Here is a 22,022-nt window from a genome sequence, read left to right on the forward strand (position 1 = left end):
AATCTTCTCTTATGTAAATAGAGAGTTTCGGCTTGAAAATAGGAGAACATGATATGAAGATACGGAAGGCGGTTTTCCCAGCAGCAGGATTAGGAATAAGATTTCTTCCAGCGACTAAGGCATCGCCAAAAGAGATGATACCCTTGGTTGATAAACCTTTAATTCAATATGTGATTGAGGAGGCAGTGGCTGCTGGTATTGAGGATATAATACTCGTAACGGGTAAGGATAAGAGGGCGATCGAGGATCATTTTGATACCTCTTTTGAGTTAGAATATGTATTAAAGGCAAACCGTGACTACTCTCGTCTAAAAGAAGTCCAAAAAATTTCAAACATGGTTACACTCTGTTATGTTCGTCAAAAAGAGGCGCTTGGTCTTGGTCATGCGATCTTGTGTGCCAAAGATATTGTTGGAAATGAACCCTTTGCAGTCCTATTGGGTGATGACATTATTCATTCCAGGAAACCGTGTATAAAACAGATGATGGATATTTACGAAAAGATTCAATCATCTATTATAGCTGTAGAGAAAGTAAATAAAAAGGAAGTTCATAAATATGGTATCATAAAACCTAAGAAATCAGGAGAAAGACTCTGGGAGATATTAGATCTCATTGAGAAACCAAAGATCGGCAATGCCCCATCGAACATGGCAATCATTGGACGATATATATTAACACCAGAGATATTTGATTTACTTAAAAAAACAAAGCCGGACAGAAAAGGAGAGATACAGCTGACTGATGGATTGAAGCTATTACTCAAAACTCAAAAGATATATGGTTATCACTTTGAAGGCAAGAGATATGATGCAGGTGATAAGCTTGGCTTTTTAAAAGCAACAGTGGAATATGCTCTCATGCGTCCTGATCTGGGTAGTGAATTTCGAGCTTATCTTAAGGGTTTAAAATTATAAAGTATTAGCAGAATTTTTTAAAGGATCTTTTTAGAAGAGTTTCATTTATGAAAGAAAAAAACTCCAGAAAGAAGACAGATCATAAGATTCCCAAAACATTACCTCTTTTACCTGTAAGAGATATAGTTATATTTCCCTATATGGTTACTCCTTTATTTGTTGGGAGAGAACGTTCTATACAAGGGGTGAATTATGCGCTTGCTAATGATAGGATGATAATGTTGGTTAGTCAGAAAGAACCAGATATAGAAGATCCCCAACCAGAAGATATGTACAATATTGGAACCGTTGCTACGATTGTAAGGATGCTAAAATTACCAGATGGAAGGATAAAGATTTTAGTACAGGGCTTAATAAAGGCGAGGATTTTGAAATACATTCAGCAGGATCCTTTTTCCATTGTTGACATAGAATCCATAAAAGAACCACCAGAACCTAAAAAATCATTAAAACTAGAAGCAATGATGAGGAGTATAAAAGACCAATTAGATAAGATTATTTCTTTGGGGAAGGTTATTTCTCCAGATACTTTAGTAGTGGCTGATAGCTTGGAATCACCAGGTAGACTCGCAGATCTCATAGCATCTAATATCGGACTGAAGGGTCAAGAAAGTCAGTCTATTCTTGAGATAACCGATCCAGAGAAAAGGCTAAAGAAGGTAGTTGAGTTGTTAAATAAAGAATTGGAACTTATGAACATGCAACACAAGATTCAAAACAAAGCAAAGGAAGAGATGTCAAAGACCCAAAGAGAATATTTTTTAAGAGAACAGTTAAGGGCTATTCAAAAAGAGTTAGGAGAAGTAGATGAAAAGACAGAAGAGATAAATGAGTTTAAAGATAAGATAGAGAAATCATTAATGCCTCCAGAGGTTGAGAAAGAGGCAAAAAGGCAATTAAAAAGGTTAGAGAGAATGCATCCTGACGCTTCTGAAGCTTCTGTTGTGAGAACATACTTAGAATGGTTGGTTGAAATGCCATGGAGTAAAGAAACGAAGGATAATTTAGAGATAAAAGAAGCCTCTGAAGTATTAGAGGAAGATCATTATAATTTGGAAAAGGTAAAAGAGCGAATCTTAGAATACTTAGCGGTTAGAAAATTAAAAGAGAAAATGAAAGGTCCTATCTTGTGCTTTGTTGGACCTCCTGGGGTAGGTAAAACCTCTCTCGGCAAGTCTATAGCTCGAGCTTTGGGTAGAGAATTTATAAGGATATCTTTAGGAGGGATAAGGGATGAAGCTGAAATTAGGGGACACAGAAGAACCTATGTTGGGGCCCTACCAGGAAAGATTATTCAGGGAATTCGTCAGGCAGATTCTAATAATCCAGTCTTTATGATGGATGAAATTGATAAAATTGGGACAGATTTTAGAGGTGATCCCGCTTCTGCATTATTGGAGGTCTTAGATCCAGAACAGAACAATACCTTCACTGATCATTATTTAGGGGTTCCCCTGGATCTCTCTAATGTGATGTTTATAACAACTGCTAATCTGAGCGATCCCATACCATCTGCTCTCAAGGATAGGATGGAGATTATTAATATTTCGGGATATACTGATGAAGAAAAGCTGAAGATTGCACAAAAGTATCTGATACCAAGACAAACGAATGAAAATGGAATCGAAGGAGATTATCTAAAGATATCTAACAAGGCTTTACTAAAGATAATAAATCAGTATACAAGAGAGGCTGGTCTTAGGAATCTTGAAAGGGAGATAGCGTCTATATGCAGAAAAGTAGCAATGAAGATCGCTGAAGGAGAAAAGAAGATTTATAGAATTAATACTGAAAATCTCCAAAAATATCTTGGGGTCAGAAAATTTCCATCAGAAATAGATAAGAGCAAAGACCAAGTAGGAGTTGCTACTGGATTGGCATGGACCCTTGCAGGGGGAGAGATTATCTATATTGAGGCAACATCAATGAAGGGGAAAGGAGTATTAACCCTTACAGGACAGTTGGGAGAAGTTATGCAGGAGTCGGCTAAGGCAGCTTTGAGTTATACACGTTCGAGGTCAAAAGAACTGGGATTAAGAGACGATCTCTATTCAAAAACAGATATTCATATCCATGTTCCAGCAGGGGCTATACCAAAAGACGGCCCTTCAGCTGGAATTACCATGGCAGCAGCATTAATCTCTTCTTTGATAAAGATACCTATAAAGAATGGTGTGGCAATGACAGGAGAGATAACCTTAAGGGGCAGGATATTGCCTATTGGTGGGATAAAGGAGAAGATATTGGCTGCAAAGAGAGCAGGAATTAAAAAAGTAATTTTACCTAAGTTAAACGAAAAGGATTTAGAAGAAGTGCCTCATAATGTAAAGAGAGGATTAGAACTCATTTTTGCAGAGGAAATGGATGAGATTTTAGATAAGTTTTTGGCAAAAAGATTAAAAAGAAAAATAAGGGCTTAGAGATGTTTCATATAAGTTCATTATTTAAAAACGGAAGATTAGCGATAAAATTGCCTAGCTCTAAAGAGATAAGAAAGTATGTTTTAAGTCAATTGAGACGCATGGTTGGATGCTTTTAATGGAAATAAAAGAGATAGGAGAGTTTAAGTTAATTGAAAAGATGAATAGACATATTGAAACTGACGAGAGGGTCTTTCTGGGTATCGGAGATGATTGTGCTGTTACAAAGTTTGATTCTAATTCTTTACTAATAACAACCACAGATATATTGATTGAGGGAGTTCACTTTCAATTAGACCAAATCTCACCTCAACAACTGGCTTTAAAATCCCTCGCAGTCAATCTAAGCGATATTGCATCCATGGGAGCAGTGCCTCTTTATGCACTAGTTTCTCTGGGTATCCCTTCATATATAACGGTAGAGTTTATAGACGATTTTTATAAAGGGTTGAGTGAGTATAGCAGAAAATACAATGTATCGATTATTGGAGGAGATACTGCTTTATCAAAATCAGGATTGATAATTAATATTGTATTATTAGGGAGGCAGTTTCAAGATCTTATCATTACCAGAGGGGGAGCTCAAGTCGGAGATAGTATCTTTGTGACAGGTACTTTAGGAGATTCTTTTGCAGGGTTAAAAGTTTTTGATATAAAGAAGAAAGATAAGATAAGCCCGAGACTTGAAAAATCTGCAGATTTTGTTATCAAAAGACACTCTTTTCCATCTCCAAGAATTGAGGAGGGAAAATTTTTAGCAGAGAATCAATTAGCCTCTTCTATGATAGACCTGAGTGATGGTATCGCTTCAGATATAAAGAGAATATCTGAGCAGAGTAAGGTTGGTGCAAGAATTCTTACAGAATCTATTCCAATCTCTAAAGAGATGAAAGAGTTGGTTAATTCTTTTGGAGAAGACCCTTTAGAATTTGCTCTTTACGGAGGAGAAGACTACGAGCTTTTATTTACGGTCAGGAAGCAAGACTTAGAAAGATTGACGACATTGAAAGAATCTCTCAATACTCCTATATCTCATATTGGAGAAATAGTGAAATTGGAAGAGGGGATAAATCTCGTACAGAAGGATAATACTTTATTCCCTCTGAACAGGACAGGGTATGAACATTTCAAAAGTTAAGTAATTTCTCTATATAAGGAATAAGGAATAAGGATTTGGATCCATCCCTTTTATTACGTTTAATTCTCTTAATCTTTTTGCTTTTGTTATCTGCCTTTTTCTCTGGTTCTGAAACAGCCCTTTTTTCAATTAATAAACATCAGATAAGAAAGTTTGAGGCAAGCAATAAGCTTTCCTGCCGGTGGGCATACTCTTTATTGAAAAATCCAAAAAATTTAATTATCACCCTATTGATAGGCAATGAGTGTGTAAATGTAGCAGTCTCAGTTACAATCACATCAATCATTTTAAGTTTTTACGGAAATGTATATCTGGCTATTATAATCGGATTAACCCTTTTATTAATATTTGGTGAAACAGTGCCAAAGACTCTTGGGATAATCTTTCCTGAAAAGTTTTCCCTATTAGTTGCAGGCCCCTTGAAACTTTTTTCTAAATTAATCAGACCCTTGAGAAAAGCTCTTGCGAAATTTGTTGATTTGGTGGGGCGCCTATTTGGTTTTCAATCAAAGGATTTGGGTTATGCAATTACAGAGGATGAGTTTAGAACCCTTGTTGATGTAGGACATGATGAGGGTGTCTTAGAGGTAGAAGAAAAGGAATTGATACATAAGGTATTTGAGTTTGGAGACACAAAGGTTTCTGAGGTTATGACACCCAGAACAGATATCTTTAGTATTGATATCGAAGAAAAGCCAGAAGAGATATTCTTGAAGTGTAAAGATACCCTTTTTTCTAGGATTCCTGTTTATGAGGAGAGCCTTGATAAAATAGTTGGCATACTCTACATAAAAGATCTCTTAACCTTCTATAGGAAAGATGTAAAGGAATTCAAATTGAAAGAATTTTTACATTCGCCATACTTTATTCCTGAAACAAAAAATGTAAATGAGCTGCTTAAGGAATTTCAGGCAAATAAGATCCACATGGCAATCGTAATGGATGAGTATGGAGGGGTTTCTGGACTGGTTACAATGGAGGATTTATTAGAAGAGTTGGTTGGAGAGATAACCGATGAATTTGATAAAGAAGAGAGTCTGATAAAGAAAATAGATGGAAATATATATAAGGTGTCTGCAATGATGCCGATTGATGAATTTAATGAAGTAATGAATTGTAAGATCGAAAGCAAAGATTTCGATACAATTGGAGGCTATATCTTTCATCTCTTTGGTAAGTTGCCTAAAAAAGGGGATTTAATCAGCTATGATGATTTTGTTTTTAAAGTTGAAAGGATGAAAGGCACGAGAATATTAGAGCTGAGGGTTGAAAGGAGGAAATGAAGTTTTGGATTTTCTCTTAACAATAATCATTATTTTATTGTGCTTGGCAAGCGAGGCATTTTTTTCTGGTTCAGAGATTGCAATTGTTTCTTCCGATAAAATCAGATTAAAAAATAAATCAGAAGAGGGATTACGATCTGCTAAGCTTGTAGAAAAAATGTTAGAAAAACCGGAATATCTATTAGCTACTACTCTGGTAGGGACAAATTTATCGTTAGTAATCAATACGGTAGTGGCTACATCAACAATGATTTATCTATTTGGTGCAAAAGGCGAGTTATATTCTCTTATTCTAATGTCTCTTTTAGTTTTAAACTTTGGTGAAATTCTCCCAAAAACCATATTTCAACATTATGCTGATAAACTCTCTCTTCGAGTCATTTACCCTATAAGATTTATGTCTTATTTGTTCTATCCAGTTATATTTATCCTGACAAGAATAACAAATTTTATCATTACATTCACACATGGAAAGATCAGTTCTAAAAATCCTTTTGTTACAAAGGAAGAGTTAGAGCATATTGTTAGAACGGGTGTCAAAAAAGGGAGTGATATAAAGGGTGAAGAAAAGAAAATGATAAAGAAGATATTTGGCTTTAGTGATACAACAGTAAAGGAGACTATGGTTCCTTTAGTAGATATTGTTGCACTAAGAGAAACATCTTTAGTGGAAGATGTGGTCAATATAGCTGAGAAATTTGGCTACTCGAGGATTCCTATATATAGCGAAAAAATATATAATATTATTGGTATAATAAATGTGTATGATGTTTTATTACTGCCAAAAGAGGAGAAAAAGATTTCTAATATTATTCGTCCAGTTTATTATGTTCCTGAATCTAAAAGAATAGACGATCTGTTAAAAGAATTTCAACGGGAAGGATTGCAGTTAGCTGTTGTCGTCGATGAATATGGGGGAACAATAGGAATTGTTACATTAGAAGACCTATTGGAAGAGATCGTCGGGGAGATACATGACGAATATGATTCAGAAAAGATTCTTTATGAAAGACTTGCTGATGGAAGTTGTTTAATCGATGCGAGGATGGAGATAGATGCCATAAATGAAAGATTAGGTTTTAATCTACCAAAAGGGGATTATGAAACCCTTGGAGGATTTGTTATTGATTACCTCCAGAGGATTCCTAAGATAGGTCGCATTATTAAATATGAAGATTTATCGTTAAAGATTGAAGATGCAAGTGATAGGAGAGTAAAGAGTATCAAGATCAGCAGAAATAAAGAGGGATAACGAAAGTTTTTTACATTAAGATTTGGAGATTATTCGTGAATCTTAAAGAACAGTTAAGAATAATAGAAAAAGGCACGGTTGAGATTATTAATAAAGAGGAGCTGATTAAAAAGGCAAAAGAATCGCAAGAATCAAAGAGGCCTTTAAATATCAAGGCGGGATTTGATCCAACTTCTCCGGATATTCATTTAGGTCATACACTCCTCTTAAGTAAGCTAAAGCAATTTCAACAATTAGGGCACAATGTAATTTTTTTAATTGGAGATTTTACAGCCATGATTGGAGACCCAAGTGGCAAGAATGAGACAAGGCCGGTATTAACAAAAGATGAAATTATAAAAAACTCAAAAACATATCAAAATCAGATATTTAAGATCCTAGACCCCCAAGAGACAAAAATTGTCTATAATAGTGATTGGATGGAGGAAATGAGTGCAGAGTTCCTCATAAAATTATGTGCTACTTATACGGTTGCAAGAATGTTAGAGAGGGATGATTTCTTGAAAAGATATAAAGAACAAAGGCCGATAACTATTCATGAGTTTCTCTACCCTCTAATCCAAGGATATGATTCAGTAAAATTAAAAGCAGATATAGAAATAGGTGGAACAGACCAAAAATTTAATCTGTTGGTTGCCAGAGAAATACAAAGAACATATGGATTAGAGCCTCAGGTCATCATTACGTTGCCTATTTTAGTAGGAATTGATGGAAAACAAAAAATGAGTAAAAGTCTTGGAAATTATATAGGTATTGATGAATCTCCCAAAGAAATATTTGGGAAGATTATGTCCATAAATGATCAATTGATGATGACATATTATGAGACAATAAGTGAATTAACCGATGATGAAATAGAAAAAATAAGAAAAGATATAGAAAAAAACAGATTAAATCCAAAACAAGCAAAGATAAAGTTAGCAAAAGAAATTGTAGAAAGGTTTTACAATAAAGAATTGGCTGAGAAAGCCGAGGAAGAATTTAATAAGATTTTTACTCAAAAGGATTTTCCTGAAAATGCCCCAAAAACAACTTGGCCATATCAAGAGGAGGAAAAAAAGCTTACTATCATTTTGAAAGAAAATGACTATGTTGATGTAGGGAGCAGCTCTGAAGCCGTACGCCTTATAAAACAAGGGGCTATTACAGTAAATGAGCAAAAAATCAGTGATATAGATTATAAATTAAATAGTAATGAAGAATATCGAATAAAGGTTGGTAAAAGGCAGTTTCTTAAGATATTTCCAAGGAAGTATAAATAACAGATAATTTAAGATAAGTTATTATAATACTTTGACATATTGACAAGGAGAGTAAAAGTTATTATATTTTAAAGACAGATTCTCATTCATTCTGCTGTATAATTGATATTTTTCTTGACAAACTTGAGAGGTAAAGTTAATATAATTATCTTTCTTAAATTATTGTTCTTTGAAAGCTTAATAAGAGATGCATTGCCAATTTGTGGGTTCAAACAATTCCATTTAAATTTAATCTAACAATTGGAGAGTTTGATCCTGGCTCAGAACGAACGCTGGCGGCGTGCCTAACACATGCAAGTCGAACGAGAAAGCCTTCTTCGGAGGGTGAGTAAAGTGGCGAACGGGTGAGTAACACGTGAGTAATCTGCCCTTGAATTGGGGATAACATTCCGAAAGGAATGCTAATACCGAATAAGACCACACCCCGTAAGCGGGGGGTGGTAAAAGATGGCCTCTACATGGAAGCTATTGTTCAAGGATGAGCTCGCGCACCATTAGCTTGTTGGTAGGGTAATAGCCTACCAAGGCTACGATGGTTAGCTGGTCTGAGAGGACGACCAGCCACACTGGAACTGAGACACGGTCCAGACTCCTACGGGAGGCAGCAGTGGGGAATCTTGCGCAATGGGGGAAACCCTGACGCAGCAACGCCGCGTGAAGGATGAAGGCCTTCGGGTCGTAAACTTCTGTCAGGCAGGAAGAAACATCTAAGAATGAATAATTCATGGATCTGACGGTACTGCCAGAGGAAGTCCCGGCTAACTCCGTGCCAGCAGCCGCGGTAATACGGAGGGGACAAGCGTTGTTCGGAATTATTGGGCGTAAAGAGCGCGTAGGCGGTCAGAAAAGTCAGACGTGAAAGCCCTCTGCTTAACAGAGGAAGGGCGTTTGAAACTCTCTGACTTGAGTATGGGAGAGGAGAGTGGAATTCCCAGTGTAGCGGTGAAATGCGTAGATATTGGGAAGAACACCGGTGGCGAAGGCGGCTCTCTGGACCACTACTGACGCTGAGGCGCGAAAGCTAGGGGAGCAAACGGGATTAGATACCCCGGTAGTCCTAGCCGTAAACGATGGGCACTAGGTGTAGGAGGTATCGACCCCTTCTGTGCCGAAGTTAACGCATTAAGTGCCCCGCCTGGGGAGTACGGTCGCAAGGCTGAAACTCAAAGGAATTGACGGGGGCCCGCACAAGCGGTGGAGCATGTGGTTCAATTCGACGCAACGCGAAGAACCTTACCTGGGTTTGACATGTATCTGACGTTTCCAGAGATGGAAATTCTCTTCGGGGCAGATACACAGGTGCTGCATGGCTGTCGTCAGCTCGTGTCGTGAGATGTTGGGTTAAGTCCCGCAACGAGCGCAACCCTTGCCCTTAGTTGCCAGCGGGTCATGCCGGGAACTCTAAGGGGACTGTCGGTGATAATCCGGAGGAAGGTAGGGATGACGTCAAGTCCTCATGGCCTTTATATCCAGGGCTACACACGTGCTACAATGGCCTGTACAAAGGGCTGCGAACCCGCGAGGGGGAGCTAATCCCAGAAAACAGGTCTCAGTTCAGATTGAAGTCTGCAACTCGACTTCATGAAGGAGGAATCGCTAGTAATCGCATATCAGCATGGTGCGGTGAATACGTTCCCGGGCCTTGTACACACCGCCCGTCACACCACGAAAGTCTATTGTACCGGAAGTCACTGAGCTAACCCGCAAGGGAGGCAGGTGCCGATGGTATGATTGGTAATTGGGGTGAAGTCGTAACAAGGTAGCCGTATGGGAACCTGTGGCTGGATCACCTCCTTTCTAAGGAGAAAACGATGAGAAAGAAAGATTGAAATCTTTCTTATCTGATTGTTCTTCTAGATCGATAACTCATAATGAAGTAATGCATCTCTTATTGTTTAAAAAGTAATATATAGCAATTTTTTTTAGGGCATAGGCCTTAATTTAACAACCTATAGAATTAGTAGGGCCTATAGCTCAGATGGTTAGAGCGCACGCCTGATAAGCGTGAGGTCCCTGGTTCGACTCCAGGTAGGCCCACCATTATTTTTGCTATTTAATATCAAGATTATTAGATATCTGGGGAATTAGCTCAGATGGGAGAGCGCCGCCCTTGCAAGGCGGAGGCCACCGGTTCGAACCCGGTATTCTCCACCAATTTTAGCCAGTAATCAGTATCCAGGAACCTAAAAAATGGTTACTGGATACTGAGTATTGACTAAAAGGAATTGTTATTGTTCTTTGAAAATTGAATAGATTTGGGTAATCAAAAGCATCTTAATGTAGCTTACATTTAAAAAAAATTATGGTCAAGCTACTAAGGGCATTTGGTGGATGCCTTGGCGCTAGTAGTTGATGAAGGACGTGGTAAGCTGCGATAAGCTTCGGGGAGCCGCTAACAGGCTTTGATCCGGAGATATCCGAATGGGTAAACCCATCTTGATTAATCTCAAGATACCCTTACCTGAATTCATAGGGTATGGGAGAGAACCAGGGGAACTGAAACATCTAAGTACCCTGAGGAAAAGAAAGCAAAAGCGATTTCCCCAGTAGCGGCGAGCGAAAAGGAAATAGCCCAAACCAATTCTATGCAATAACTCGTACGTGTTATAGAATTGGGGTTGTAGGACTCAGTTAGGTGAAGGTACGACTTCGCCGAAGAGTTATAAAAATGTTATTTAGTTGAAAGGTCTGGAAAGACCTACCATAGACGGTGATAGTCCAGTAAACGAAAGGTAACATTCTCTTTGAACTGAGTTCCTGAGTACCACGGGACCCGAGGAATCTTGTGGGAATCTGGGAGGACCACCTCCTAAGGCTAAATACTTACTGGCGACCGATAGTGAACAAGTACCGTGAGGGAAAGGTGAAAAGGACTCCGGTGAGGAGAGTGAAATAGAACCTGAAACCAAATGCTTACAAGCAATGGAAGCACTATGGAATGCTGCTGGGCAACCAGTAGCTGAACAGTGTAACCGTGTGCCTTTTGTATAATGAGCCGACGAGTTACTCTGTGCAGCAAGGTTAAGCCGTGAGGTGTAGCCGTAGCGAAAGCGAGTCTTAATAGGGCGTTTAGTTGCATTGAGTAGACCCGAAGCCGGGTGAGCTACCCATGGTCAGGGTAAAGCAGATGTAACAGTCTGTGGAGGCCCGAACCCACCAAGGTTGAAAACTTGGGGGATGAACTGTGGGTAGGAGTGAAAGGCTAAACAAACCCGGAGATAGCTGGTTCTCCCCGAAATATATTTAGGTATAGCCTTACAAATTAAGTAATGGTTGTAGAGTACTGGATGGACTAGGGGCCCTACCAGGTTACCAAACCCAACCAAACTCCGAAGGCCATTAACTTTTATTGTAGGAGTCAGACTGTGGGGGATAAGCTCCATAGTCAAGAGGGAAAGAGCCCAGACCGCCAGCTAAGGTCCCGAAATATAGGCTAAGTGGAGAAGGTTGTTGGAATGCTTAGACAACCAGGAGGTTGGCTTAGAAGCAGCCATCCTTTAAAGAAAGCGTAACAGCTCACTGGTCAAGTGCTCCTGCGCTGAAAATTTAACGGGGCTTAAGCCTATTACCGAAGCTGCGGGTCCGTAAAGAGCTAAGGCTCTCTATGGGCGGTAGGGGAGCGTTCTATTATAGGTTGAAGCCAGACCGAAAGGACTGGTCGACGAAATAGAAGTGAGTATGTCGGCATAAGTAACGATAAAACGGATGAGAAAACCGTTCGCCGTAAACCCAAGGTTTCCTGAGGAAGGTTAATCCGCTCAGGGTTAGTCGGATCCTAAGCCGAGGCCGAAAGGCGTAGGTGATGGGAAACAGGTTAATATTCCTGTACCACCAAAGTAGCGTTTGAGTGATGGGGTGACGCAGAAGGGTAGGCCAGCCGGGTGCTGGATGTCCCGGTTTAAGCCAGTAGGAGGGTTCAATAGGCAAATCCGTTGAACCACTAACTCCGAGAGGCGATGAGGAGTCCTTTGGGACATAAACTGGTTGATCCCACGCTGCCAAGAAAAACCTCTAGCGAGCTACTAGGGTGACCGTACCGTAAACCGACACAGGTGGGTGAGGAGAGTATCCTAAGGCGCTTGAGAGAACCCTCGTTAAGGAACTCGGCAATCTAACCCCGTAACTTTGGAAGAAGGGGTGCCTCATTAGTGTAAACCGACTTGCTCGGGGAGCATGAAGAGGTCGCAGAGAAATGGCCTGGGCGACTGTTTACTAAAAACACAGGTCTCTGCAAAGTCGCAAGACGATGTATAGGGACTGACGCCTGCCCAGTGCTGGAAGGTTAAGGAGAGAGGTTATTCTGAGGGAAACTGAGGAAGAAGCTTTGAACCGAAGCCCCAGTAAACGGCGGCCGTAACTATAACGGTCCTAAGGTAGCGAAATTCCTTGTCGGGTAAGTTCCGACCTGCACGAATGGCGTAACGACTTGGGCGCTGTCTCAACGAGGGACTCAGTGAAATTGTAGTACCGGTGAAGATGCCGGTTACCCGCGACAAGACGGAAAGACCCCGTGCACCTTTACTGTATCTTGGCATTGGATTTTGTTGCAGTATGTGTAGGATAGGTGGGAGACTTTGAAGCCTCAACGCTAGTTGAGGTGGAGTCAACCTTGAAATACCACCCTTATTGTTACGGAATTCTAACTTAACTCCGTGAATCCGGGGTGAGGACAGTGTCAGGTGGGCAGTTTGACTGGGGCGGTCGCCTCCTAAAAAGTAACGGAGGCGCCCAAAGGTTCCCTCAGGCTGATTGGAAACCAGCCGTAGAGTGTAAAGGCATAAGGGAGCTTAACTGCGAGACCTACAGGTCAAGCAGATGCGAAAGCAGGGCTTAGTGATCCGGCGGTTCTGTGTGGAAAGGCCGTCGCTCAACGGATAAAAGGTACGCCGGGGATAACAGGCTGATCTCCCCCAAGAGTTCACATCGACGGGGAGGTTTGGCACCTCGATGTCGGCTCATCGCATCCTGGGGCTGAAGCAGGTCCCAAGGGTTCGGCTGTTCGCCGATTAAAGCGGTACGCGAGCTGGGTTTAGAACGTCGTGAGACAGTTCGGTCCCTATCTGTCGTGGGGCGTAAGGATATTTGAAGAGGAGCTGTCCCTAGTACGAGAGGACCGGGATGGACGAACCTCTGGTGTGCCAGTTGTCCCGCCAGGGGCATTGCTGGGTAGCTATGTTCGGAAGGGATAACCACTGAAAGCATCTAAGTGGGAAGCCCACCTCAAGATAAGATATCCCTTTCTTCTCGATTTTTCGAGAGGAACGGTAGACCCCTTGAAGACTACAAGGTTAATAGGCTGGATGTGGAAGCACAGTAATGTGTTAAGCTTACCAGTACTAATTGGTCGTGAGGCTTGACCATAATATAAAATATTCTTTTAGATCCAAATTTTAGAAATTATATTTTCCGGTGGTCTTAGCGGAGGGGAAACACCCGTTCCCATTCCGAACACGGAAGTTAAGCCCTCCAGCGCCGATGGTACTGCACTGGAGACGGTGTGGGAGAGTAGGTCACTGCCGGGATAAAAAAACCTGCAATATCTTGCAGGTTTTTTTTATAATTTTGTTAAGAATCTTAAAAAAGCTTTTTTCTTTACTTTATTTTTTAAATTTGCTAAAAAGGTTTTATGAATAGTATTAATTTTCTTATTTTTTAAGAGGTGAAGTATTTATGTCTGGCCATTCAAAATGGGCAAGTATTAAGCATAAAAAAGCTGCTATGGATGCTAAAAAAGGAAAGATATTTACGAAATTGATTAAGGAGATTACTGCTGCTGCAAGAATAGGAGGAGGGCATCCTGATGGAAATCCTCGTTTGAGGACAGCAATCCAGGCTGCAAAGGATGCAAATATGCCAAATGATAACATTAAAAAGGCGATACAAAAAGGAACAGGAGAATTGCCAGGAACTTATTATGAAGAGGTGAGTTATGAAGGATATGGAATAGGAGGGGTAGCTGTTCTGGTTAATGTGCTTACTGATAATAAAAATAGGACTGTTTCAGAAATAAGATATATATTTTCTAAAAATGGAGGGAGTCTGGGTGAAACAGGTTGTGTATCATGGATGTTTTCGAAAAAAGGTCTGATAATGATTGAAGAAGATAAGGTAAATGAAGATGAATTAATAGATATTGTTTTGAATGAGGGCGCAGAAGATGTAAAGAGATCAGAAGGCCAGTATGAAATAACCATGACTCCAGAGAGCTTCGAGAATATTGAGAATTGCTTAAAACAAAATAATATTGAAATATCTTTTGCAGAAATTACTATGGTGCCTCAAAGTACGGTAAGATTGGAGAGGAAAGAAGCCCAGCAAATGCTGAAATTGATGGAAGGCCTTGAAGATCACGATGATGTGCAACAAGTATATGCCAATTTTGATATACCAAAAGAGGTTATGGAGACAATAGAAGTATAGTTTATTTGAAAAGGATTTTAAATGCTTGTTCTAGGAGTCGATCCTGGGATGAAGACAGGATATGGTGTCGTAGAAGAGAAGGATAAAAAATTAAGAGCCCTTAAATGGGGTGTTATTTCTCCATCTTCTCATTTATCTTTTCCTAAACGTTTAAAGTCTATAAAAGATGAGTTAGAAGAAATAATATCAAGTTATAAGACTGATACTGTAGCTGTAGAGGATTTGTTTTATTCAAAGAATGTTAAAACAGCACTTAAATTAGGTCACATCCGTGGAGTAGCAATACTAGCAGCAGCATGTATGGATATCGATGTGGTAGAATATACTCCTCTGGAGATAAAGAAATCAATTGTTGGATATGGAAGGGCGGATAAGGAGCAGGTTAAGAGTATGATATTGAGATTATTAAATTTAAAAAATGATTCAGTTCTTGAAGATGCAGCTGATGCTCTAGCAATAGCAATATGTCATATTCATACCTCGACTTTTAATAGATATTTGAAGAATTCTTAACTTTTTCTAATATTGTCTTTATCATATTTGAAATAATAAATGATAGCTAAAATCTCAGGAGTATTGTCATACAAATCCATCGAGTATATTATTATCGATGTCAATGGTATCGGTTATAAGATTTTTGTTCCCTATTCAACTTACTATAATCTTCCAGACAAAAATTTACATCTAAGTCTCAATATATATACCCATGTTAAAGATGATGGAATATCTCTTTATGGTTTCCTTACTACTCAAGAGAAAAGTTTGTTCGAATCTCTTATAGGAATATCAAAAATAGGTCCAAAACTGGCTACAAATATTTTATCAGGATCATCTGTAGAAGAATTATATAGGGCTATATTAAGAAATGATATTGCACGGATAAGTTCTATACCAGGGGTTGGTCGAAAGACAGCGGAAAGAATTACTTTAGAGCTTAAAGATAGAATCTCTCATGATTTTGGTAAGAAAGAAGACATAACACAAGAGGATAAAGATTTTGATCAAAAGCTTTTAGATTGTATTTCAGCACTTATTAATTTAGGTTATAATAAAAAAATAGCTCTGGAAGCTATAAAAAAAATCAGACAAAATTTACGAGAAGATGCAACATTTGAAGAAATTCTAAAAAGCTCTCTAAAATCCTTAGCGAGGTAGGATGAAAAAATCAGATAAAAAATTAGATACAGAAAAGGATAGTTTGGTTATCAGTAAAGAAGATAGAAGCCTTGATCTAAGGCTTCGACCAAGAACGTTTGATGAATATATTGGTCAAGAGAAGATTAAGGAAAGTTTAAAAATTTTTATTCAGGCTGCTAGGGAAAGGTCTGAATCTTTGGACCATGTTCTTTTGTATGGTCCCCCTGGATTAGGAAAAACAACCTTAGCCCATATTATTTCTTTTGAGATGAAAGTGAATATAAGAAGTACATCTGGACCATTGATTGATAGAACAGGTGATTTAGCAGCAATACTGACGAATTTGGCTGACCATGACATATTGTTTATTGATGAGATCCATAGATTACCTCATATTATCGAAGAAATGCTCTATTCTGCCATGGAAGATTTTAAGTTAGATATAATAATCGGACAGGGGCCAAGTGCGAAAACAGTAAAATTAGATTTACCAAGATTCACCCTTATTGGAGCCACAACAAGGGCTGGTCTTTTAACATCTCCCTTAAGAGATAGATTTGGGGTGATTCACAGGATAGAATATTATAACAAGGAGGAATTACTCTTAGTTGTTAAGAGGTCTGCAGATATACTTGGTATTCAAATAGACCATGAAGGCGCAAGTGAAATAGCAAAACGCGCAAGAGGTACACCAAGGGTAGCAAATAGAATTTTAAAAAGGGTTAGAGATTTCGCACAGGTTAAGGAAGACGGCAAGATTTCTAAAGAGGTAGCGAAGAGAGCATTGCAAATGTTAGAGGTAGATGAGTCAGGGTTGGACAAGATGGATAGAAAATTGTTATTGACCATAATAGAAAAATTTAATGGGGGTCCGGTTGGTATAGAGACTTTAGCAACAGCATTGAATGAAGAAAAGGATACTATTGAAGATATATATGAACCCTTTCTCATTCAATGTGGGTATATGTGTAGGACACAGAGGGGAAGAGTAACTACTCCACTGGCCTATAAGCATCTTGGAATCTGTTCTCAAGAGGATAATTCTATCAACAATTTACAGGAAAAATTGTTATAGATATAATCTTAAAAAGTGAGTTATTTCGGTAAAATATTAATTTTATTAGGTTTTCTTTTCATCATCATTGGAATTATTTTAGCTTTTATTGGCAGAACTCCTTTTATTGGCAAACTTCCTGGTGATATATATCTCCAAAGAAAAAATTTTACTATTTATTTTCCTTTAACCACTTCAATCCTAATCAGTATTATTTTAACCCTCCTCTTTTCAATCTTTTTTAGAGGTAAATGACTAATTTAGTTTTTTCGTTAAATTATCTTTATCAATGAAAGTATCTGAATTCGATTATATTCTTCCTAAAAGCCGTATTGCCCAGTTCCCAATAAAAGAAAGGGAAAAATCACGGCTTATGGTATTAGATAGGAGAAAAAAAGCTATTGAACATACATTATTTTTCAGAATTATAGATTATCTGAAAGAGACAGATATCATCGTTTTGAATAATACAAAGGTCATACCTGCCAGACTTCTTGGTAAAAAGGAAAATACAGGAGGGAGAATTGAAGTCTTATTGATTAATAAGAGATCAAAAGATATTTGGGAGGTTTTGATAAAACCCCTTGCGAGGGTTTCAGAGGGGACAAGAATCATATTTGGGAAGGGGGAATTAGTAGGAAAGATCATTGAAAAGAAACCTGATAGAGGTGTAATACTGTTTGAATATGATAAAGATTTCTATAAAACTCTATCTAAATATGGTTTTGTTCCTCTTCCCCCTTATATCAAGAGAAATTATGGTGAATCAGGCTATACTCCTTTTTATGCTTTAGACAAAAGAGCTTATCAGACAGTTTTCGCAAATCAAAAAGGATCAGTGGCAGCGCCTACAGCAGGTTTACACTTTACCAAAAGACTTCTTAACAATATAAGAGAGAGGGGAATTGAAATCATAACCATTACATTACATATCGGTTATGGGACATTTGAACCTATTAGAGTTATAAAGGTTGAGGATCATAGGATGGATAAAGAATTTTATAATATAGATGAGTTTGCAAAATCAAGGATTAATAGGGCTAGTAGAAATGGTAAAAGAGTAATTGCAGTTGGCACGACTAGTTTGAGGGTTTTGGAAACATCGGTTAATTCGGAGGGGGGGGTAATTAAACCATCAGGTTATACGGATCTCTTTATTTATCCAGGGTATAGGTTTAAACTCGTCAATGCCCTCCTGACGAATTTTCATCTACCTAGATCAACCCTTTTGATGCTCGTTTGTGCCTTTGGTGGAAAAGATTTTATATTACGGGCTTATAAAGAGGCAATAAAAAAAGAATACAGATTCTACAGCTATGGAGATGCTATGTTATTACTCTAAAATTAAAAGATTTTTTATGGATTGCTATTGACAGCTTCTTTAAAGTGTTTCCCGTATTTAAATCTTACTACCTTTCGTGCCGGAATTCCTGCCTCTTGACCTGTCTTTGGATTTCGTCCGACCCTTTCCCTTTTTTGTCTCACCTGAAAGGAACCGAATCTTCTTAGGATAATAGGTTCTCCATTCTTTAAAGTCTTTTTCATTAAATCGAGAACCAATTCTACAGCCTCTTCAGCCTTAACCTTTGATAATCTAGTCTGTTCCGCTACTTTGTTTATTACATCTATCTTTGTCATAGCAATCTCCCCTTTAATAATGAATAATAGATGTTTTTAAAAAAGATTACTAATGATCTTTTTTTTAAGATAAGAAATAAATAACATATTTGTCAAGTAAAATCAAATATTTTTTTAAATTTAATGATTTCTCTCAGTGGGTATTTTTAAGTGAAAAATTCTAAATTTTTTAAAATTTATGAAATTTTTCTCTATCATTAAAATAAAAAGCTAACAACTAAATTGAGAAGATAAAAATAAGAGAAGCAAAAGGGGAAATTTAAAAAAGTTTTTTAAAAGGAGACGCTAAGAGTAAGAAAACTTAATAGAGAGATGGATTCTATATTCTTAGGGTTCTGAAAGCTTCTTTATCGAGTTTTTCAAGCTATCCAGCGATTCTCTTTTTATACTATAAACAATATTCTTAGACTTAACTTTAGCAAGTGCAAAATGATCTTGAGAAATATCTTTATAAAAAAACATTGTGTCTAGTTCTTTTCCTTTTTTCTGTAACAATGTGATCTTTAATTCAAAATTTCCCAGTTTAAGAAGAGAGGGGTCTTTAATATGTTGAATGTCAAGAAATTTAATGTCGTTTAAACCCCATAATATTTCTTTTACATTGATCTCATTAATCTTTTTTCTTTTCCTATCAGAAATTTTAAGCTCCCATTTCCCTTTTTTCTTTTTCAAAGATATATTCTTTGTTTCTAAGTTAATAGAAATTTCTTCTAATTCCTCGTCTTTAAATACTATAAGCCTTCTGTCTCTAAGATGAAACAGTGATTTAAAAATTTTATCCACAATATTTGATTCAAGCATGAATACAGAGTCTTTATTTTTAAGCTTTGAGTATATTTCCTTTTTAGGGGTGTTTGAGCCAAACAATAGCACCCCTGGTTTCTTTTCCCCTTTTTGCCATAATTTCAGTTCTCTTAGCGGTTCATCTAATCCAAAAGGGCTTAGAGTTTTTGGATGATCATCTATAAAATCTTTTATCATGCTGTTTTCCAATGTCCACAAGATATTATTAATTTCTAATTCATCTGCTTTTGTTTCAATAGGTTGGATGATATTCCAGATATCATTCTCTTTTTTAAGGACAATAGGTTTTTCTTTATCTTGTTTAAATTCTACTTTTAAAACATCTTCTTTATTAAAGACCAGGATTGTCTTATCTCTCAAATCATTTGCTACTTTTGGGAGGTTTTTTATCAAGTCTTTTTCAATCAGAAATACAGTTGGCATATCCTCTCTTTTGGCAAAGAATTGTTTTTTAACATTATCTTCATTACCAATGAGAAGTGATCGAGTTTTTTCTTTATCTCCAAGCCAAAAAACTATTTTAGAATTAGGTTTGTCCAGTCCATAAGAAGAGAGAGTTTTTGGTTCATCAATAAATTCTTTGACCGCGGCATTTTTAAATTTTACTAATAGATTTTCTATCTTATTTTTATCTCCTTTTGTTTCTAAAGGTTTTTTGATATTCCAATTATCCACAGACTCTTTTTCAACAGTAAACTTTTTAGAATTTTTAGAGATAAAATCGATTTTATTTATCTCATTTATATCTATATCAACAAGGGACTTGTCTCTAAGATTATAACTTCCCTTATCAATGATTTTTTCAATGGAGATATCGGTAAGAAAAACCTCGGGATTGTCCGTAGTCTTTACGTAGATAAATTCATTGGTGGGGTTATTATTTCCAAATAAGATACCTTTAAGGGTTGGGTTATCTTTTAACTTTATAAGGATTTCTATTTTTGGATCTTTAAGACCGAAGAGAGATAGATCTGATGGATTTTCTTCTATTGTCCTCTCTTTCTCAGCATTCAGTAATGTTTCAATAATCGTATTGATTTCTTTTAAATCAGCCTTATATTGAACAGGGCTTTCTAATTCCCAGTCAGACCCTTTTTTTTTAAGAATAATCTTTTCTTTTGCTCTTTTTAAATTAATTTTTTCTATGTTTTCTGTAGAGAAGAGAAAAACCTTTCTCGCCTGTTCCTCTTTTATTTGTTTTTCTTTTTCTCCTTTGAATTCATAAAGATAAAAATAACTTCCTATTATTATTAATAAAAGGCCTAAGAGCAAAGTCTTTTTGAAACTCATTTCATTTCTTTCTCCTTTTTTGGAATACAACAGCTCCAATCAGAAGGACGGTCAAGGGGAGGAAAATTACCGAGGACCAAAATACTACTTTTCCTTGGAATCTGGTTAAAACAACGGGGCTTATATTCTTTCTTTTTTTTCTGATTGCTATCAGTTCTCCCTCTTCAGCCAACCAGCCTATTGTATTAAGAAAAAGATCTCCATTCCCTGAGAGCCTAAAATAAGTATTGTTTGCAAAATTTGAGTCTCCAAAAACAACCAGGCTTGCCTTTCGAGTTTTTTTATCATCTTCCCCTTTCGATTTGTTTTCAATCGTTACCACCGCAGCAACAGGTATAGGCCCCTTACGATCCTTTTTGTCATCAAAGGCAGGTTTTCCTTCTTCTATACTCTTTTTATCCGTTTCAGACCAGCTTCCATCACCTGTGGAGACCAGAATTTCTGCTGAGATCCCTTCTTTTATTTCTTTATCTACTTCTACAGAACGAGATACAGGGAAAAAGGATGCTATGTTAAAATCCTTGGTGATAGGATGATATCTATAGTTTGAAACAACAGGTGTCAGATAATCTGCCCCAAACAAACGACTCAGTACATCAACAATAATATCATCCCCTAATATAACACTGTATTTTTTTAAAAACTCTTTAATACGAGAAGAGGTATAAGGATCTATCATGAATAAAACCCTTCCCCCTTTTTCTATGTAAGTCTCAATCTTCTCTATCTCTGGCTCGAAAAAGTCTTTTTTAGGACCGCTTATAACCAAAAGAGAAGCATCATGAGGCATCTCTTCTCTTAGAAGGAATAACTCTTTGACATAGTAGTTTTCATCCTCTAAAGCCATTTTTGCAGCACTATAACCATCTTTGCCAAAATCTAATATTTCATTTTCTCCGTGCCCTTTGACAAAATGGATCGTCTTTTTTTTATCGCTTGTGGCCTTTAAAATAGCATTGGTAATCTTTTCCTCATCTCCCATATAGACCTTTTCTTGTCTCCCGTTGCTTTCCACGACTATCGTTCCGTAAGAATCAATCTTATATTTATTGGCTTTAACAGGATTTCGATCAGGGTCAATGAATTCAAACTTGAATCGTTTAGAATGATACACAAACTGATCTAAAAGGTCCCTGATTGAATCTTTATCTCTCTGTCCCTCTTTATAAAAAGCGGTTGCTTTAACATCTTTTTGAAGAGACGAGAGGACTTGGCGGGATTGTTGAGACAGTGAGTATCTACTATCTTCTGTTAAATCAATTCTTTTATGATGTCTTACCGAGATAGCCTCGATAAAGATAATGATACCCAAAAAGATAAGTATCATCAATAACATATTCACACCGTATCTGGTAGAACGCTTTGTGAGAAAATTTGTCAGTAGGCCCTTTTTGGGATTCATATTTT

Annotated in this window: 15 protein-coding genes, 2 tRNA genes and 3 rRNA genes; 17 read left to right on the plus strand and 3 right to left on the minus strand. The window is 37.5% G+C overall.

Going from position 1 to position 22,022, the window contains the following annotated elements:
* Positions 1–53 precede the first annotated feature (53 nt).
* From galU to queA, 17 genes are all read left to right on the plus strand, one after another.
* Positions 54–917, plus strand: a complete 864-nt coding sequence (gene galU / locus VMW81_03890) for a UTP--glucose-1-phosphate uridylyltransferase GalU (protein ID HUU50081.1) — start codon at positions 54–56, stop codon at positions 915–917.
* 47 nt (positions 918–964) lie between these two features.
* Positions 965–3,337: an endopeptidase La gene (gene lon / locus VMW81_03895; protein ID HUU50082.1), complete on the plus strand. Its 2,373-nt coding sequence runs from the start codon at positions 965–967 to the stop codon at positions 3,335–3,337.
* A 118-nt stretch (positions 3,338–3,455) separates the two neighbouring features.
* Entirely contained in the window at positions 3,456–4,475 is a 1,020-nt protein-coding gene (thiL, locus tag VMW81_03900; protein ID HUU50083.1) for a thiamine-phosphate kinase, read from the plus strand.
* Positions 4,476–4,510: 35 nt separating this feature from the next.
* Positions 4,511–5,758 carry a hemolysin family protein gene (locus VMW81_03905; protein ID HUU50084.1) on the plus strand — a complete coding sequence of 416 codons (1,248 nt, stop codon included), beginning with the start codon at positions 4,511–4,513 and terminating at the stop codon, positions 5,756–5,758.
* A 4-nt stretch (positions 5,759–5,762) separates the two neighbouring features.
* The gene (locus VMW81_03910; protein ID HUU50085.1) at positions 5,763–7,010 is read left to right on the plus strand and encodes a hemolysin family protein; all 1,248 of its coding nucleotides are present in this window, start codon (positions 5,763–5,765) and stop codon (positions 7,008–7,010) included.
* Between the two features lie 35 nt (positions 7,011–7,045).
* The gene (gene tyrS, locus VMW81_03915) at positions 7,046–8,272 is read left to right on the plus strand and encodes a tyrosine--tRNA ligase (GenBank protein HUU50086.1); all 1,227 of its coding nucleotides are present in this window, start codon (positions 7,046–7,048) and stop codon (positions 8,270–8,272) included.
* Between the two features lie 237 nt (positions 8,273–8,509).
* Positions 8,510–10,069 (plus strand): 16S ribosomal RNA (locus VMW81_03920).
* A 166-nt stretch (positions 10,070–10,235) separates the two neighbouring features.
* Positions 10,236–10,312: transfer RNA gene (locus VMW81_03925), tRNA-Ile, on the plus strand.
* Positions 10,313–10,350: 38 nt separating this feature from the next.
* Positions 10,351–10,426: transfer RNA gene (locus tag VMW81_03930), tRNA-Ala, on the plus strand.
* Positions 10,427–10,576: 150 nt separating this feature from the next.
* A 23S ribosomal RNA gene (locus VMW81_03935) occupies positions 10,577–13,633 on the plus strand.
* 44 nt (positions 13,634–13,677) lie between these two features.
* A 5S ribosomal RNA gene (gene rrf / locus VMW81_03940) occupies positions 13,678–13,794 on the plus strand.
* Together the 16S, 23S and 5S rRNA genes with 2 tRNA genes alongside form the textbook arrangement of a ribosomal RNA operon.
* Positions 13,795–13,942: 148 nt before the next feature.
* Positions 13,943–14,692 (plus strand): YebC/PmpR family DNA-binding transcriptional regulator, encoded by a 750-nt coding sequence (locus tag VMW81_03945; protein ID HUU50087.1) that lies wholly within the window; start codon positions 13,943–13,945, stop codon positions 14,690–14,692.
* Positions 14,693–14,713: 21 nt separating this feature from the next.
* Positions 14,714–15,205 carry a crossover junction endodeoxyribonuclease RuvC gene (gene ruvC / locus VMW81_03950; protein HUU50088.1) on the plus strand — a complete coding sequence of 164 codons (492 nt, stop codon included), beginning with the start codon at positions 14,714–14,716 and terminating at the stop codon, positions 15,203–15,205.
* Between the two features lie 39 nt (positions 15,206–15,244).
* Positions 15,245–15,847 (plus strand): Holliday junction branch migration protein RuvA, encoded by a 603-nt coding sequence (ruvA, locus tag VMW81_03955; protein HUU50089.1) that lies wholly within the window; start codon positions 15,245–15,247, stop codon positions 15,845–15,847.
* Between the two features lies 1 nt (position 15,848).
* The gene (gene ruvB, locus VMW81_03960) at positions 15,849–16,904 is read left to right on the plus strand and encodes a Holliday junction branch migration DNA helicase RuvB (GenBank protein ID HUU50090.1); all 1,056 of its coding nucleotides are present in this window, start codon (positions 15,849–15,851) and stop codon (positions 16,902–16,904) included.
* A 15-nt stretch (positions 16,905–16,919) separates the two neighbouring features.
* The gene (locus VMW81_03965) at positions 16,920–17,138 is read left to right on the plus strand and encodes a DUF2905 family protein (protein ID HUU50091.1); all 219 of its coding nucleotides are present in this window, start codon (positions 16,920–16,922) and stop codon (positions 17,136–17,138) included.
* Between the two features lie 34 nt (positions 17,139–17,172).
* A complete protein-coding gene (gene queA, locus VMW81_03970; GenBank protein ID HUU50092.1) occupies positions 17,173–18,225 on the plus strand; it encodes a tRNA preQ1(34) S-adenosylmethionine ribosyltransferase-isomerase QueA in 1,053 nt (350 codons plus the stop codon).
* A 14-nt stretch (positions 18,226–18,239) separates the two neighbouring features.
* Here queA and VMW81_03975 read toward each other — a convergent pair whose 3' ends face one another.
* From VMW81_03975 to VMW81_03985, 3 genes are all read right to left on the minus strand, one after another.
* Positions 18,240–18,521 carry an integration host factor subunit alpha gene (locus VMW81_03975; GenBank protein ID HUU50093.1) on the minus strand — a complete coding sequence of 94 codons (282 nt, stop codon included), beginning with the start codon at positions 18,519–18,521 and terminating at the stop codon, positions 18,240–18,242.
* A 327-nt stretch (positions 18,522–18,848) separates the two neighbouring features.
* The gene (locus tag VMW81_03980) at positions 18,849–20,615 is read right to left on the minus strand and encodes a DUF4340 domain-containing protein (protein HUU50094.1); all 1,767 of its coding nucleotides are present in this window, start codon (positions 20,613–20,615) and stop codon (positions 18,849–18,851) included.
* Position 20,616: 1 nt separating this feature from the next.
* Positions 20,617–22,017 carry a Gldg family protein gene (locus VMW81_03985; protein HUU50095.1) on the minus strand — a complete coding sequence of 467 codons (1,401 nt, stop codon included), beginning with the start codon at positions 22,015–22,017 and terminating at the stop codon, positions 20,617–20,619.
* Positions 22,018–22,022 lie beyond the last annotated feature (5 nt).

It is taken from the genome of Nitrospinota bacterium, assembly GCA_035528715.1.
In the GTDB taxonomy this organism is placed as follows: domain Bacteria; phylum JADFOP01; class JADFOP01; order DATKYB01; family DATKYB01; genus DATKYB01.